The following is a 14,542-nucleotide window of genomic DNA, read 5'->3' on the forward strand; positions in this document are numbered from 1 at the left end:
ATGTCGATCTTCGCTCACGTTGCCCGGCCGGCCATCATGGCGGCCAGCCGATCACACGCGCTGCGGCACACCGCGGAACGGTTACCCGTGACCCGCAAGGTGGTGCACCGGTTCGTTCCCGGCGAAACAGTCGGCGATGCGATGGATTCCGTTGCCACGCTGCGCGAATCGAACCGATTTGTCAGCATCGACTATCTGGGTGAGGACGTCGGCGACGTCGACGCAGCCGCGGCCACCGTGCAGGCCTACCTGGGCTTACTCGATGCACTGGGGGATCGACACGACCAGCGCGACGGTCCTGCGCCGCTTGAAGTCTCACTGAAATTGTCGGCGTTGGGCCAAGCCCTGCCCCGCGATGGTGAGAAGATCGCGCTGGAAAACGCCCACACCATCTGCACCAAGGCGCGTGAGGTCGGAGCCTGGGTGACCGTCGATGCCGAAGACCACACCACCACCGACTCGACACTGTCGATCGTGCGTGACCTGCGATCGGACTTCGAGTGGCTCGGCACGGTACTGCAGGCCTACCTCAAACGCACCCACGGCGACTGCGAGGAGTTCGCCGCCTCAGGTGCGCGAATTCGGTTGTGCAAGGGCGCCTATGACGAACCGGCCTCGGTGGCCTACCGTGACCGTGATGCGGTGACCGACTCCTACCTGCGGTGCCTGCAGGTGCTGATGAGGGGCTCAGGCTATCCGATGGTGGCGTCGCACGACCCGGCCGTCATCGCCGCCGTACCTGCTCTGGTCCGCGAAACTAACCGCGGAACAAGCGATTTCGAATACCAGATGCTCTACGGAATCCGCACCGATGAGCAGCTACGACTGGTCGGCGACGGGAATCACCTGCGGGTGTACGTACCGTTCGGCACCCAGTGGTACGGCTACTTCGTCCGGCGATTGGCTGAGCGCCCAGCCAACCTGACCTTCTTCCTGCGAGCCTTGGCGCAACGTTAGGCGGGTGCGGCGGCCACCGGCATGATGACGTTCCCGCGGCAGGGGCCGTCAGCGATATCGGTGTACCAGCTTCCGCGTAACGATCCGTCGGACTGCGGGGCGTAATACACCCAGGAGGTGGCGGGGCTGAACACCTTTGGCACCCCGTCGCCGCGGAAGCACTCCCACTGCCAGTCGTAGGTGACCGCCCACTTGGCGCCATCCCAGATATAGCGGGTGGGCTGCGGGATGGTCGGATTCGTCGGTGCAGGGCCATCGACAACAGTGGCGATGCACGCCGACGCGGAGCAGGCGGTGGAGAAGGTGAACGCGGCGCCGAAATCAGCCTCGGCCTGGCGCGCCGCCGCGCTGGTCCCGGCTTTCTGCGAGGCGAAGGTCACCACGTTGTAGCGCCCGTTCCAGGCCTGGCCCGCAGCGGAGGCCGTGTCGAGTGCCGCGGTGTCGATCACGGAAATCAGTCCAACGGCCAGCAGCGCACCACATAACGCGGCGCGCAGGCGACGGACAGACATGGCGTTCCTCTGCGGTGCTCTGAACTTGGAAACACCACGTTAACGGGACGCTCTGACGAAAATAGCGATCCATTGGGCGCCCCACGCGAGTCGTTACAGTCTCGATGCCAGACCTTGCCCGGATCTTGGCCGGATTGCGGCGTCAGCGGCGCTCGTGCAGCAGAAACAGCGCCCACCCGGCCAGCGTCTGCGCATCGGTGAGTTCGCCGTCGAGCATCATCTGCTCCAGTTCGCCGCGGGTGAACCAGGCACTGCGCATGTCTTGTTCCTCGTGCTCACGATCGGGCTCGCCCTCGGTCAGGTCGGTTGCGACGAAGACCTGGCCGCGCTGGCTGCTCAGGCCCGGCGCGATATCGATCGTCCCCAGCGCCGTCATCGTCGCCGCGCGGAAGCCCGTCTCCTCCCGCAACTCGTGGGCCGCCAACTGAAGTCCATCGATCTCCACCTGACCGGGTGCGGTGCCCTGCGGAAACTCCCATGATCGCTTCCCCAGCGGGTACCGGTACTGCTCCACCAGATGAAACCGATCACCGTCCTGGGGTATGACCAGGGCATAGGTGGGTCGATCGACGAAAGCGTAGATCCCCTCGCTGCCATCCGGTCGGCGGATGACGTCCTCGCGCACAGTTATCCACTCGTTGCGGTAGGCGACCCGGCCCGATATGCGCTCGATGCGATCCACGACGACCAGTATCCGTGGTGAGAGCTATCGCCGTACGGTGCGCCCGGTAGCGTCACAGGCGTGTTGCTGAGCTCCCTGAACCCCGCCGCTGTTGCCGCCGGTATCGATATCCCCGATGCCGTGACCATCGGGGGAACCACCTTGAGCCGCAGCGACCTGGTCGGTGCGGCGACGTCGGTGGCCGAGCGGGTTGGTGGCGCGTCGCGGGTGGCGGTGCTGGCCACCCCGACGCCGACGACGGTGCTGGCCGTCACGGGTTGCCTCATCGCCGGGGTGCCGTTCGTCCCCATCCCCGCCGATGTGGGCGCGGCCGAACGCGCGCACATCCTGACCGACTCCGGCGCGCAGGGCTGGCTGGGTGAGGTGCCCGATGATCCGGCCGGGCTGCCGCACGTCCCGGTCCGAATGCATGCCCGCTCCTGGCATCGCTACGCCGAACCGCATCCCGACGCTCCCGCCTACGTGATGTACACCTCCGGAACGACGGGTCCGCCCAAGGGTGTGCAGACCAGCCGTCGCGCGCTGGCCGCCGTTATCGATGCATTGGCCGCAGCCTGGGAGTGGTCGCCCGACGACACGTTGGTGCACGGCCTGCCGCTGTTTCATGTGCACGGTCTCGTGCTGGGGCTGCTCGGATCGCTGCGGATCGGAAACCCCTTCGTACACACCGGAAAAGCGACTCCGCAGGCCTACGCCCAAGCGCGCGGTTCGCTCTATTTCGGTGTACCCACAGTGTGGTCGCGGGTGGCTGCCGACCGAGAGGCCGGGCTGGCGCTGTCCTCGGCGCGGCTACTGGTATCGGGGAGTGCGCCTCTGCCGGTCCCGGTGTTCGAGCGACTGGCCGAACTCACCGGACACGCACCCGTCGAACGGTATGGCAGTACCGAATCGCTGATCACGTTGAGCACGTTTGTCCATGGTGAACGCCGGCCCGGTTGGGTGGGGTTGCCACTGCACGGCGTCGAGACCCGTCTTCTCGACGACGCCGGCGCTCCGGTCCCGCATGACGGCGAAAGCATTGGGCACCTTCATGTTCGAACGCCGTCGATGTTCGACGGTTATCTCAACCGGGCCGATGCCACCGCCGAGGTGCTGGCACCAGATGGCTGGTACCGCACCGGCGACGTCGCTGTCATCGACGAGTCGGGTATGCATCGCATCGTCGGCAGGGAATCGGTGGACCTGATCAAGTCTGCCGGGTACCGCATCGGTGCGGGGGAGATCGAGACCGCGCTGCTGGGGCACCCCGCGGTGGCCGAGGTGGCGGTCGTCGGCCTGCCCGATGATGACCTCGGGCAGCGGATTGTGGCATTCGTCGTCGCGGCCCCTGGCGGGCAGGCCGTGCCGAGTGAACTGATCGACCATGTCGGACAACAGTTATCGGCACACAAGCGGCCGCGGGAAGTCCGGATTGTCGATGCATTACCGCGAAATGCGATGGGCAAGGTGCTCAAGAAGGAGCTGATGACATGACGTTGCGCTTGCATGAATTGTGCATCGACGCCACCGATATCCACGCCCTTGGCCGCTGGTGGTCCACAGTCCTTGACTGGCCGATGGAGGAAACCAGCGACGGTGACGTCATGTTGACCCCACCCGAGGGGCAGGGCCCGATCTGGCTGTTTCTCGCGGTGCCGGAGGGCAAGGTCGTCAAGAACCGCATTCACGTCGACTTCACCCCTGACGATCACGCCGCCGAAGTGCAGCGGGTGATCGGCCTGGGCGCCCGGCAGGTCGATATCGGCCAGGGTGAGCAGGACTGGGTGGTGCTGGCCGACCCGGAGGGCAACGAGTTCTGCATTCTGTCCGGCGAATAGCGCGTGCGTCGACTCGCTGCCACGGCGGCCATTGCCATCCTGGTGGCGGCAGGCTGCTCCTCTTCACCGGTAACCCAGCCGCCGGTTGCTCAGTCCCCGCCCGCGCTGACCCCGCCGATGGGGTGGAACTCGTGGAATTCCGGGGTGCCACTGACCGAACGGAACACAGAAGCGACCATCGATGCGATGGTTTCGTCGGGTATGCGCGACGCGGGCTACCGCTTCGTCAACCTCGACGCAGGCTGGGCCGCGTCGACCAGGGACGCCGACGGCAACCTGCGTGCCGACCCGAGAACCTTTCCCGACGGTATCGCCGCACTGTCGCGTTATGCGCATGATCGTGGATTGTCACTCGGGCTCTATGCCAGCCCGTTCAACGAGATCTGCGGACAGGACCCGCGGATCGGCAGTGCCGACCACGAGACCGCTGATGCGCACATGTTCGCCCAGTGGGGGGTCGACTACCTCAAATACGACTGGTGCCGGTTCGACGCCGACCATGACGAGCAGGTCAAGTATTTCACCGCCATGCGGGATGCGTTGCGCGACAGCGGCAGACGGATCGTGTACAGCATCAACCCGAACAGTTCGGCGGTACCGAGCGCCGGTTCGCGCTACGACTGGTCGGGTATCGCCGATCTGACCCGCAACTCGATCGACCTGATCCCGGCCTGGGGTGATGACACGCTGTGGGCGCAGGGGCTGGCCGGTGTCAGTCTGGAATTCGCGGCGGCCCTTCCCGTCGCCGAGCGCAGCAGGCCGGGTTATTGGAACGACCCCGACATGCTGGTTGTCGGAATTCCCTGGGGCAGGTTCGCGGCCGGTCATCCGACGATGCTGGTCAGTCTGGCACTGCCGGGCACCGTCAGTGTCAGTGACGTTTCGCAGCAGCCGGTTCCCGCGCAGATCATCGCCACGGTCGCTGATCAACGCCCGGATCTGACCGAAGCCGAACAGCGCGCCCACTTTTCGCTATGGGCGATGCTGGCTGCACCGCTGCTCGCCGGGAACGATCTGGCGACTATGACCGCACAGACGCGGGCCATTCTGACCAACCGCGATGTGATCGCCGTGGATCAAGATCCCCTGGTACTACAAGGCATACCACTGCGCAGTGATCGCCGGGTCATCGTCAAACCGCTGGCCGACGGATCGGTGGCGGTCGCACTGTACAACTCCGTCGAGCCGCCCGTCGCGATCCGGACGACAGCGAAAGCCGTTGGGCTGCCTACGGTGCCGTGCTACACCGTTCGCGATCTCTGGTCGCATACCGAGACCACGACCAGCGGCAGCTTCGGGCAGGACGCCGTTCCCATCCACGGGGTGGCAATGCTGCGGGTCACGCCGGGCTGCCGCTGAAGTTCAGTTGGCGTGCAGGGCCTCGTTGAGCGTGATGCCATGCCCATCGCGCCTGACCACTTCCACCGCTCCGGTCAGCGAATTGCGGCGGAACAGCAGATTGTTCACCCCGGACAGCTCGCGCGCCTTCACCGAGGTGCCATCAGAAACGCTGACCTTTGTCCCCGCGGTGACATACAGCCCGGCCTCGATGACACAGTCGTCACCCAGTGAGATACCCAGCCCCGAGTTGGCGCCGAGCAGGCAGCGCTTACCGACCGAAATGACCTGACTGCCACCGCCGGACAGGGTGCCCATGATCGAGGCGCCGCCGCCGACATCGGAACCGTCGTCGACGACAACACCCGCCGAGATCCGGCCCTCCACCATCGACGAGCCCAACGTGCCGGCATTGAAATTCACGAAGCCTTCGTGCATCACCGTCGTACCCGCGGCCAGGTGCGCACCGAGGCGCACCCGGTCGGCGTCGGCGACCCGCACTCCGGCGGGCACGACGTAATCGACCATTCGCGGGAACTTGTCGATGCTGTAGACGGTGACCGTGCCGCGCGCACGCAACCGCGCCCGGACCAGCTCGAAGCCCTCGACCTGGCACGGGCCGAAGTTGGTCCACACCACATTGCTCAGCAGTCCGAAGAAGCCGTCGGTGTTCAGGCCGTGCGGTGCCACCAGTCGGTGTGACAGCAGATGCAGGCGCAGATACACGTCGTAGGCGTCGACAGCCTTGTCCGCGATATCGGCGATGGTGGTCTGCACCACCACCGTCTCGGTGCCGCGCGCCTCGTCGCGACCGGTCAGCGCTGCCAGGTCATCGGTGACCTGGGCCACCGATACCTTTGAGGTGCCTGGCTCGCCATAGGTCGCCAGTTCTGGTGCGGGGAACCAGGTGTCGAGCACCGTTCCGTCCGCAGCCAGTGTCGCCAATCCAATACCCGAAGCTCCAGTCACGGTGCTCACGCTACTTCATCGCCTTTGCCCAACTCCTCTTCATCGCTCGTTCCTCGCTCTGCATCGTCGTCGGGCGGTAGCCTTATCCCTCGTGCTCGACCTAACCGGAGATCCGATCGCCCTGGCTGCGGCACTGGTGGATATTCCCAGTGTCTCGCGCGACGAGGCCCGCATCGCCGACCAGGTGGAGGCTGCGCTGCGCGACCAGACCAGCGCTTTCGAGATCCTCCGCAGCGGTAACGCGGTGCTGGCGCGCACCAACCGCGGCCTACCGTCGCGCGTCATGCTCGCCGGCCACCTCGATACCGTGCCGGTGGCCGATAACCTGCCGTCGCGCCGCGACGGTGACATTTTGCACGGCTGTGGGACCGTGGATATGAAATCTGGGGACGCCGTCTTCCTGCACCTGGCAGCGACCATCGCCAACCCGGCCCACGATCTGACCCTGGTCTTCTACGACTGTGAGGAAATCGATTCCGCCGCAAATGGATTGGGCCGCATTGAGCGGGAGCTGCCGGACTGGCTACAGGCCGATGTCGCGGTGCTGGGCGAACCCACGGACGGTCTGATCGAGGCCGGCTGCCAGGGCACGCTGCGCGTCGTCATCAGTACCACCGGCACCCGGGCGCATTCGGCCCGGTCCTGGCTGGGCGAGAACGCCATCCACCGACTCTCCGACGTGCTGGCACGGTTATCGGCCTATCAGGCGCGCAGTGTCGATATCGACGGTTGCGTCTACCGCGAAGGGCTCTCGGCGGTGCGGATCGACGGCGGTGTCGCGGGCAACGTGATACCCGATGCGGCGAGCCTGACGGTGAACTTCCGGTTCGCCCCGGACCGGACGCCCGCTGATGCGTTCTCCCATGTGCTCGGGGTCTTTGACGGGCTGCCGGTCGGCATCGAGCTGACCGATTCGGCTGCGGGTGCCTTGCCGGGGCTGACGCAGCCTGCGGCGGCGCAACTGGTGGCTGCCGCCGGTGGGCGGGCCAGGGCCAAGTACGGCTGGACCGATGTGTCCAGGTTCGCCGCGCTGGGCATCCCCGCGGTGAACTATGGGCCCGGTGATCCGAACCTGGCGCACCGTCGTGACGAATGTGTGCGGGTTTCCCAGATCACCGACGCCGTCGATATGCTTCGCGGGTATCTCAGCGCGTAACGGGTAGTCCGCTACGCATGCAGGACCCCGGAAAAGAACCAAGGCTTACCCGGTAACTCACTCACCACTTCAGGAGCAGTGCATGCCGGGACGCTTCTCTGTCCACATGATCGGGACCTTCCGCGTCCACCGCGGGAAACACCCCGTCGCGCTGCCGCCGTCGTGTCAGCGCGTGATTGCGCTCACGGCCCTGGCGGGCCGGCCGATCCACCGGGCCTGGGCGTGCTCCCAGCTGTGGCCCGACATTCCGGCGAGCAGCGCATCCGCCAGATTGCGGACGACGCTGTGGCGGTTGCGCCCACTCGGCGCTGACGGGTTGTTTTCCGTTGATGCTCAGACGGTTTCGCTGGCACCTGATGTCCACGTCGACTGGCGTCGCGCAGTCGAGTTGTGCAATATCATGCTCGACGCAGACTCCGCGCCCGATGCCGCGGTGATCGACGAGCTGCTACCGATCCTGCACCGGGGCGCGCTGCTCGACGGATGGACCGATCATTGGCATGCTGGAGAACGCAGCAGATATCACGGCATGCGGGTGTCGGCTCTTGGCATGCTGGCCTGAGCCGCCGCATCCGCCGCCGCCGACAGCAGGCCGATCGCCGACAGTTCGGCCGAGACCGCGCGCAGTGCGTCACCGTCAGCCGCGGTCAGTGCCCGCGCATGTTCGGCCGCCAGACGTCCTAGGACACAATCGGTTTCGGCGTTAAGACGAGCCAGCGGGTCAGCCGCCCGGACATCGCCCAGGCGTGCCGCGTCGTGCCACGCGCGGATAGCGGCCGCATTCTGGCCTGACCGCTCGGCCATTCCCGCAGCGTGGCGGGCGGCGCTGACGGCCCCATGGTTGTCACGGGCCGCCGCGAGCCGCCAGGCCCGCGCCAAACCCAATTCCGGGGCGAACAGCGCCGATTTGGTGCCGTGTCGAGATTCGGCCCGCGACAACACCTTTGCTGCCTCGGCAAGCTCACCCAGATGCGACAGTGCGGTCGCCAGCAACATCAGCGACAGTGGCCCCCACGAGTACCCGGTGCGATCCAGCGTCGCCGATGCCGGACCCAGTAGCGCGGCCGCGGCGGCCAACTCGTCGTGGCCGCCCCTGGTGATGAGCACCTGAGCCAACAATACTTCGCCGATTGCCCGGCCAGGCTGCTGCAATTCGGCAAAATCGGTGTACTGCTTGGCCATTGCCTCGGCACCGTCGAGATCGCCTGCCATCAGCAGCGTGGTGGTCTGGCCGAGGCCGACGGTGAACCGCAACAACCCGGGATGTTCGGCGGCGCGCGCCCGATCGGCGAACGCGTCGACGTCACCGAAGTGGCCCATCCGGGCCGAAGACAAGGCGGCGGCGCTGGCCGCCCACGCGATCGCCATCTCGTCGGCCGCCGCGCAGGCCAGCACGGCGGTGGCGATCTCCAGTGCCCGTGCAGGATTACCCGCGTTCATCGCGAAGGTGGCACTCAGTGCATCGACGGTGGCCGTGGCGCTCGGCTCGGTCAGGCGGTTGCGGGTGGAGCGGAGGAACGCCGTCGCGCGTTCGGGCTCGCTGAGCATCCAGAACTGGTTGGCCGCGCGGGGCAGCGCCCACGCCATCAGCTCCGCTTCCGACAGCGGGGCGGGATCGACTGCCGCCAGCACCGCATCGGCATCGCGTCCGCGACCCTGCCAGGCCACCGCATGCGCCAGGAGCAGCCGGGCCGCCAGCGGACCGGAGCGGTCCACCGCCGCCCGTGCCAACCGCTCGGTCAGCACCACATCGCCCAGCCGCAGTGCCTCGGCCGCGGCAAGGGTGACGTCGTCGACGGTTTGGGGTGCATCGCTGTCCAGCGCGAGTGCGGCCAGCCGCAACCGGTCGCTGGGATGGTCGCGGCACCGCGCAGTCAGCAGCGGCACCAGGTCGGTACGTAACCGGCGGGTGCCGTCGGCCCCGAGCCCCGCCAGCGCCCGCTCGGCGAACGACGGATGAGCGGTGAACACGACAGGGACATCACCGTCATTGCCGCGCAGGTGGACTTCCACCGCACCGGCCGCGACCGCCTGGTCGATCGCCTCGGCCGACGTCACCGACTGTAGATCCGCCAGCGTCAGCGGTTCCTGCACAGCCAGATAGTCCAGCGCAGCGCGGGCACCGGTCGGCAGCTCGGCCAGATAGGCATCGACGTCCCGCGCCTGCGTCGCTGCTTGGGTGGGTCCGAGCTCGATCCGTACCAGCAGATCATCGGTCCACAGCGCGGCCAGCGCGTCGGGCACAGCGCCCGAGCCGAGGGTGATCAGCATCCGGGTCTGGCCGGCCCGGGCCAGCTGGTACACCAACGTCGCGGACAGCTGATCCAGCTGCGTCGCGTCGTCGACGATCAGCAGGTCCCGGGTCGATGAGCGGCCCAGCGGCAGTGACTCCCGCGCCGCCCGCAGCAAGGCGGCGGGCTTGCCCATCTCGGCGACCTGCACCAGGTCACTGAACGCCCCGAACGGGACCGTGCGCTCGGCCGGTGTGCCCGTCACCCAACGGATCACCGCACCCGGATGTGCGCGGGCGAAGTCTTCGGCTGCGGTATGGGCCAAGGTGGATTTTCCGACTCCGTCGGGTCCGATGACTACGGCGCCGGCCCGGACCGGGTCGGCAAGAGCCGCCGTCAACTCTGCGAGCGCAGCCTCATGCACGGGGACGCTCCAGCGCATCGGCACCGCCGGATTGTATGGCGAGGGCAAGGGCCGTCAGGCCCGAATGAGTGCAGCCGGAGTCTGGTCTACCTTGTCGGTGTGCGCAGCGATACCGGACCGGATGACCAGTGGGCGGTGTGCGTCTACTGCGCATCCGGGCCCACCGATCCCGACCTGCTCAAACTCGCCAAAGCTCTGGGAGCGGCGATTGCCGACCGTGGCTGGACCCTGGTCTCCGGCGGCGGCAACGTCTCGGCGATGGGTGCGGTGGCCGCAGGCGCGCGGGCCCACGGCGGCAACACGGTCGGGGTGATTCCGAAGGCGCTGGTGCATCGTGAGCTTGCTGATGTCGACGCGGGCGAACTGATCGTCACCGACACGATGCGCGAACGTAAACAGGTGATGGAGGACCGGGCCGACGCGTTCATCGCGCTGCCCGGCGGGATCGGCACCCTGGAGGAGCTTTTCGAGACGTGGACCGCCGGCTACCTCGGTATGCACCCCAAACCGGTGGTCATGCTCGACCCGCTCGGGCATTACGACGGGTTGCTGACCTGGCTGGCCGGACTCGTCGACGCCGGTTACGTCTCGACGGGCGCGATGGATCGGATGCCGGTGGTCCGGGACGTCGACGCGGCCCTCGATCTGTGCGGACCCGGCTCCCCGGTACCGGGGGTATCGGCTCGCAGTTAGGCTTTCTGCATGTCGGATCACGATGCGGGTTCACGTACTTCGGTGGGGCTGAGCGACCTCGCCAGCCAGGTTCCCGGTTTGCTCAAGGACGCACCGGTGATCTTGCGCGGTGTGACCACCGGTTTGCTGGCCCGGCCCACGTCCAAAACCTCGATCGGCAAGGTGTTCCAGGACCGAGCCGCCCGGTTCGGCGACCGCACGTTCATCCGGTTCGGCGATGAAGCGCTGACTTATGCGCAGGCCAACGCGACCGCCAACCGGTATGCGGCGGTGCTCGCGGCCCGCGGAGTCGGACACGGCGACGTCGTCGGCGTCATGCTGCGCAATTCGCCTAATGCGGTGCTGGTGATGCTGGCGGTGGTCAAATGTGGCGCCGTCGCAGGCATGCTGAACTACCACCAGCGCGGCGATGTGCTCGCCCACAGCATTGGATTGTTGAACGCGACCGTGGTGGTCGCCGAGTCCGACCTGGTCGAGCCGATCGTCGAATGCGGCGCAGTGGCCAACGGCGCCCCGGAGCCCACCACCATCGAGGAGATCGAACGCCTGGCCATGACGGCCCCGGCGGGGAACCCGGCGTCGGCGTCGGCGGTGCTGGCCAAGGACACCGCGTTCTACATCTTCACCTCGGGAACCACCGGGAACCCGAAAGCCAGTGTGATGACGCATTTCCGGTGGCTGCGCGCACTGGCCGCCTTTGGTGGCCTCGGCCTGCGGCTCAACAGCAATGACACCCTGTACTGCTGCCTGCCGCTCTATCACAACAATGCGCTGACGGTCGCGGTGTCGTCGGTGATCAACGCCGGTGCGACGCTGGCGCTGGGTCGGTCGTTCTCGGCGTCCCGGTTCTGGGACGAGGTGATCGCCAGCAACGCGACGGCCTTCATCTATATCGGCGAATTGTGCCGGTATCTGCTGAACCAACCGCAGAAACCCACCGACCGCGCACACCAGGTCAGGGTGATCGCCGGTAACGGGTTGCGCCCCGAAATCTGGGACGAATTCACCACCCGGTTCGGGATCAAGCGGGTCTGCGAGTTCTACGCCGCCAGCGAGGGTAATACGGCGTTCATCAACATCTTCAACGTCTCCAAGAGCACCGGCATCAGTCCGATGCCGCTGGCCTATGTCGAGTACGACGCCGACACCGGAGCCCCCAAGCGCGACGGTGCCGGCCGGGTCACCAAGGTGCCTGCCGGACAGCCCGGTCTGCTGATCAGCCCGGTGAACAAGCTATCCCCGTTCGACGGTTATACCGATCCGGCGGCCACCGAAAAGAAGTTGGTGCGCAACGCTTTTCGTGAAGGGGACGTGTGGTTCAACACCGGTGATGTGATGAACCCGCAGGGGATGGGGCATGCCGCATTCGCCGACCGGTTGGGCGACACCTTCCGGTGGAAGGGTGAGAACGTCGCCACCACGCAGGTGGAGGGCGCGCTGGTCGATCTGCACGATATCGAGGAATGCACCGTGTACGGGGTAGAGGTGCCCGATACCGGTGGCCGCGCGGGGATGGCGGCCATCAAGCTGCGCGACGGTGCCGAATTCGATGGCGCCGCGCTGGCCTCTGCTGTGTACGCGAAGCTGCCGTCGTATGCGATGCCGTTGTTCGTGCGGGTGGTGGAGACGCTGGAACACACGTCGACGTTCAAGAGCCGCAAAGTCGATCTGCGTGAGCAGGCCTACGGGTCCGCCGACGCGACGGTTGATGATCCGCTGTATGTGCTGGCCGGGCGGGCTGATGGTTATGTGCCGTTTTTTCCGGAGTACCCCGACGAGGTGGCGGCCGGCCAGCGTCCGAAGGGCTGAGGCGCCCGACGCCGCGCGAGATTGCCATGAGGGCTGTTCGACGGGTCAGATCACGACCCTGGCGGCAATCTCGCGGAGTACCACCCGGGCACAACTAGCCTGGACGTGTGCAGGGGACCTTTTTGGGCCGACCGGTGGCCGGTGACCGGGCGCTGATCATGGCGATCGTCAACCGCACCCCGGATTCGTTCTACGACCGCGGTGCCACCTTCTCCGACGAGGCCGCCAAAGCCGCTGCGCACCGCGTCATCGAAGAGGGCGCCGATGTCATCGATATCGGCGGCGTCAAGGCAGGCCCCGGCCAGGTGGTGGACGCCGACGAAGAGATCGCCAGGGTGGTGCCGTTCATCGAATGGCTCCGCGATGCCTATCCCGATCAACTCATCAGTGTCGACACCTGGCGGGCCGCGGTGGCCAAACTTGCCTGCGCAGCCGGCGCGGACCTGATCAATGACACCTGGGCAGGCGCGGATCCCGGTCTGCCCGAGGTGGCCGCCGAGTTCGGTGCCGGGCTGGTCTGCTCGCACACCGGGGGCGCGGTTCCGCGGACCCGGCCGTTCCGGGTGAATTACGGCCACACCACGCGCGGTGTGGTCGACGACGTCATCCGCGAAGTCACCGAGGCCGCGGAACGGGCGCTAGCAACCGGAGTGCCGCGGGACGCGATCGTGATCGATCCGACCCATGATTTCGGCAAAAACACTTACCACAGTCTTACTTTGTTGCGGCACGTAAAAGATCTTGTTAAGACCGGATGGCCGGTCCTGATGGCGCTGAGCAACAAAGATTTTGTCGGGGAAGCTTTGGGTGTGGGTCTGACCGAACGCTTGGAAGGCACCCTGGCGGCCACCGCCCTGGCGGCGGCCGACGGAGCGCGGATGTTCCGGGTACATGAAGTGGGGCCCACTCGACGCGTACTGGAAATGGTCGCGTCGATCCAAGGCGAGCGTGCACCGACGCGCACCGTGAGGGGACTGGCATGACCGCAACACCGGAGTTGGCTACCGACGGCACACTGCCCGCGGACGCGTGGCTTTTTGACCACAGCTGGAGCCGTCCCACCTGGACGGTCGCGGAGCTCGTGGCCGCCAAGAAGGGTCGGACGATCTCGGTCGTCCTGCCTGCCCTCAACGAGGAAGAGACTGTCGCGTCCGTCGTCGACACCATCTCGCCTCTGCTCGGCAACCTGGTCGACGAGCTCATCGTGCTGGACTCGGGCTCCACCGATGACACCGAAATCCGGGCCATCGCCGCCGGGGCCCGGGTGGTCAGCCGGGAGCAGGCGCTGCCCGAGGTGCCGCCGAACCCCGGTAAGGGCGAGGTGCTGTGGCGTTCGTTGGCAGCCACACGAGGCGACATCATCGTGTTCGTGGACTCGGACCTGATCGAACCCGATCCGATGTTCGTGCCGCGCCTGGTCGGGCCCCTGCTGACCCGCGACGGTATTCACCTGGTCAAAGGGTTCTATCGGCGCCCGCTGAAGGTCAGCGGCAGCGAAGATGCCAATGGCGGGGGACGGGTGACCGAATTGGTCGCGCGACCGTTGCTATCGGCGCTGCGCCCCGACCTCGGCTGCGTGCTGCAACCGCTGGGCGGTGAATATGCGGGCACCCGCGAGCTGCTGACCTCGGTACCGTTCGCGCCCGGATACGGCGTCGAGATCGGGCTGCTGATCGACACTTACGACAGGTTGGGCCTGGATGCCATCGCGCAGGTGAACCTCGGGGTCCGCGCGCACCGCAACCGCCCGCTGCCGGAACTGGGTGCGATGAGCAGGCAGGTGATGGCCACGCTGCTGACCCGATGCGGAATTCGGGACTCCGGAGTGGGCCTGACCCAGTTCTTCGCCGACGGTGAGGGCTTCACCCCGCGCACCTCGTCGGTCTCGCTGGAAGACCGGCCGCCGATGAACACCCTGCGCGCACGCTGACTGGCACTGTCAGGGGTTGTCGGG

14 protein-coding genes are annotated in these 14,542 nt (G+C 66.7%); 10 read left to right on the forward strand and 4 right to left on the reverse strand.

What is annotated here, in order from left to right:
* On the forward strand, positions 1–957 hold the full coding sequence (locus tag ADBZ9O_RS10605; protein ID WP_526530938.1) for a proline dehydrogenase family protein: 957 nt from the start codon (positions 1–3) through the stop codon (positions 955–957).
* Here ADBZ9O_RS10605 and ADBZ9O_RS10610 read toward each other — a convergent pair.
* Together ADBZ9O_RS10610 and ADBZ9O_RS10615 are read right to left on the reverse strand one after the other, a co-directional pair.
* The gene (locus tag ADBZ9O_RS10610; RefSeq protein ID WP_526530940.1) at positions 954–1,469 is read right to left on the reverse strand and encodes an Rv2253 family sensor-like surface protein; all 516 of its coding nucleotides are present in this window, start codon (positions 1,467–1,469) and stop codon (positions 954–956) included. The two genes, ADBZ9O_RS10605 and ADBZ9O_RS10610, sit on opposite strands and share 4 nt — an antisense overlap.
* Positions 1,470–1,611: 142 nt before the next feature.
* A complete protein-coding gene (locus ADBZ9O_RS10615) occupies positions 1,612–2,151 on the reverse strand; it encodes an NUDIX domain-containing protein (RefSeq protein ID WP_526530942.1) in 540 nt (179 codons plus the stop codon).
* A 60-nt stretch (positions 2,152–2,211) separates the two neighbouring features.
* Here ADBZ9O_RS10615 and ADBZ9O_RS10620 point away from each other — a divergent pair, with 60 nt between their 5' ends.
* Genes ADBZ9O_RS10620 through ADBZ9O_RS10630 form a run of 3 tightly spaced genes read left to right on the forward strand, consistent with a single transcriptional unit; the run spans position 2,212 to position 5,327 of the window.
* Positions 2,212–3,624, forward strand: coding sequence for an AMP-binding protein (locus ADBZ9O_RS10620; RefSeq protein WP_526530944.1), 1,413 nt, complete (start codon positions 2,212–2,214; stop codon positions 3,622–3,624).
* Positions 3,621–3,968 carry a VOC family protein gene (locus ADBZ9O_RS10625; protein WP_526530946.1) on the forward strand — a complete coding sequence of 116 codons (348 nt, stop codon included), beginning with the start codon at positions 3,621–3,623 and terminating at the stop codon, positions 3,966–3,968. Before ADBZ9O_RS10620 ends, ADBZ9O_RS10625 begins: the two co-directional genes overlap by 4 nt.
* Before the next feature lie 3 nt (positions 3,969–3,971).
* Positions 3,972–5,327, forward strand: a complete 1,356-nt coding sequence (locus tag ADBZ9O_RS10630; RefSeq protein WP_526530948.1) for a glycoside hydrolase family 27 protein — start codon at positions 3,972–3,974, stop codon at positions 5,325–5,327.
* 3 nt (positions 5,328–5,330) lie between these two features.
* Here ADBZ9O_RS10630 and dapD read toward each other — a convergent pair whose 3' ends face one another.
* Positions 5,331–6,284, reverse strand: coding sequence for a 2,3,4,5-tetrahydropyridine-2,6-dicarboxylate N-succinyltransferase (gene dapD, locus ADBZ9O_RS10635; RefSeq protein WP_526530950.1), 954 nt, complete (start codon positions 6,282–6,284; stop codon positions 5,331–5,333).
* An 82-nt stretch (positions 6,285–6,366) separates the two neighbouring features.
* Between dapD and dapE the strand changes: the two genes are divergently transcribed.
* Together dapE and ADBZ9O_RS10645 are read left to right on the forward strand one after the other, a co-directional pair.
* Positions 6,367–7,431 (forward strand): succinyl-diaminopimelate desuccinylase, encoded by a 1,065-nt coding sequence (gene dapE, locus ADBZ9O_RS10640; protein WP_526530952.1) that lies wholly within the window; start codon positions 6,367–6,369, stop codon positions 7,429–7,431.
* Positions 7,432–7,513: 82 nt separating this feature from the next.
* Positions 7,514–7,993 carry an AfsR/SARP family transcriptional regulator gene (locus ADBZ9O_RS10645; RefSeq protein WP_526530954.1) on the forward strand — a complete coding sequence of 160 codons (480 nt, stop codon included), beginning with the start codon at positions 7,514–7,516 and terminating at the stop codon, positions 7,991–7,993.
* On the opposite strand, the gene ADBZ9O_RS10650 is transcribed toward ADBZ9O_RS10645, so the two are convergent.
* Positions 7,954–10,110 (reverse strand): AAA family ATPase, encoded by a 2,157-nt coding sequence (locus ADBZ9O_RS10650; RefSeq protein WP_526530956.1) that lies wholly within the window; start codon positions 10,108–10,110, stop codon positions 7,954–7,956. The two genes, ADBZ9O_RS10645 and ADBZ9O_RS10650, sit on opposite strands and share 40 nt — an antisense overlap.
* Positions 10,111–10,185: 75 nt before the next feature.
* On the opposite strand from ADBZ9O_RS10650, the gene log reads away from it, so the two are divergent.
* The 4 genes from log (at position 10,186) to ADBZ9O_RS10670 (ending at position 14,518) form a co-directional block, all read left to right on the forward strand.
* Entirely contained in the window at positions 10,186–10,779 is a 594-nt protein-coding gene (log, locus tag ADBZ9O_RS10655) for a cytokinin riboside 5'-monophosphate phosphoribohydrolase (protein ID WP_526530958.1), read from the forward strand.
* A 9-nt stretch (positions 10,780–10,788) separates the two neighbouring features.
* Complete coding sequence (fadD6, locus tag ADBZ9O_RS10660; protein WP_526530960.1) at positions 10,789–12,588, forward strand: long-chain-acyl-CoA synthetase FadD6; 1,800 nt, start codon at positions 10,789–10,791, stop codon at positions 12,586–12,588.
* Between the two features lie 158 nt (positions 12,589–12,746).
* Entirely contained in the window at positions 12,747–13,571 is an 825-nt protein-coding gene (gene folP, locus ADBZ9O_RS10665) for a dihydropteroate synthase (protein WP_526533044.1), read from the forward strand.
* Entirely contained in the window at positions 13,568–14,518 is a 951-nt protein-coding gene (locus ADBZ9O_RS10670) for a glucosyl-3-phosphoglycerate synthase (RefSeq protein ID WP_526530962.1), read from the forward strand. Before folP ends, ADBZ9O_RS10670 begins: the two co-directional genes overlap by 4 nt.
* Positions 14,519–14,542: the final 24 nt, after the last annotated feature.

It is taken from the genome of Mycobacterium sp., from assembly GCF_965229105.1.
In the GTDB taxonomy this organism is placed as follows: Bacteria; Actinomycetota; Actinomycetes; order Mycobacteriales; family Mycobacteriaceae; genus Mycobacterium.

Bases quoted from the DNA above. Each gene is read 5' to 3' on its own strand.
- ADBZ9O_RS10645 (WP_526530954.1), top strand. From the start codon at position 7,514: ATGCCGGGACGCTTCTCTGTCCACATGATCGGGACCTTCCGCGTCCAC.
- ADBZ9O_RS10625 (WP_526530946.1), top strand. From the start codon at position 3,621: ATGACGTTGCGCTTGCATGAATTGTGCATCGACGCCACCGATATCCAC.
- ADBZ9O_RS10610 (WP_526530940.1), bottom strand. From the start codon at position 1,469: ATGTCTGTCCGTCGCCTGCGCGCCGCGTTATGTGGTGCGCTGCTGGCC.
- ADBZ9O_RS10605 (WP_526530938.1), top strand. From the start codon at position 1: ATGTCGATCTTCGCTCACGTTGCCCGGCCGGCCATCATGGCGGCCAGC.
- folP (WP_526533044.1), top strand. From the start codon at position 12,747: ATGGCGATCGTCAACCGCACCCCGGATTCGTTCTACGACCGCGGTGCC.
- fadD6 (WP_526530960.1), top strand. From the start codon at position 10,789: ATGTCGGATCACGATGCGGGTTCACGTACTTCGGTGGGGCTGAGCGAC.
- ADBZ9O_RS10670 (WP_526530962.1), top strand. From the start codon at position 13,568: ATGACCGCAACACCGGAGTTGGCTACCGACGGCACACTGCCCGCGGAC.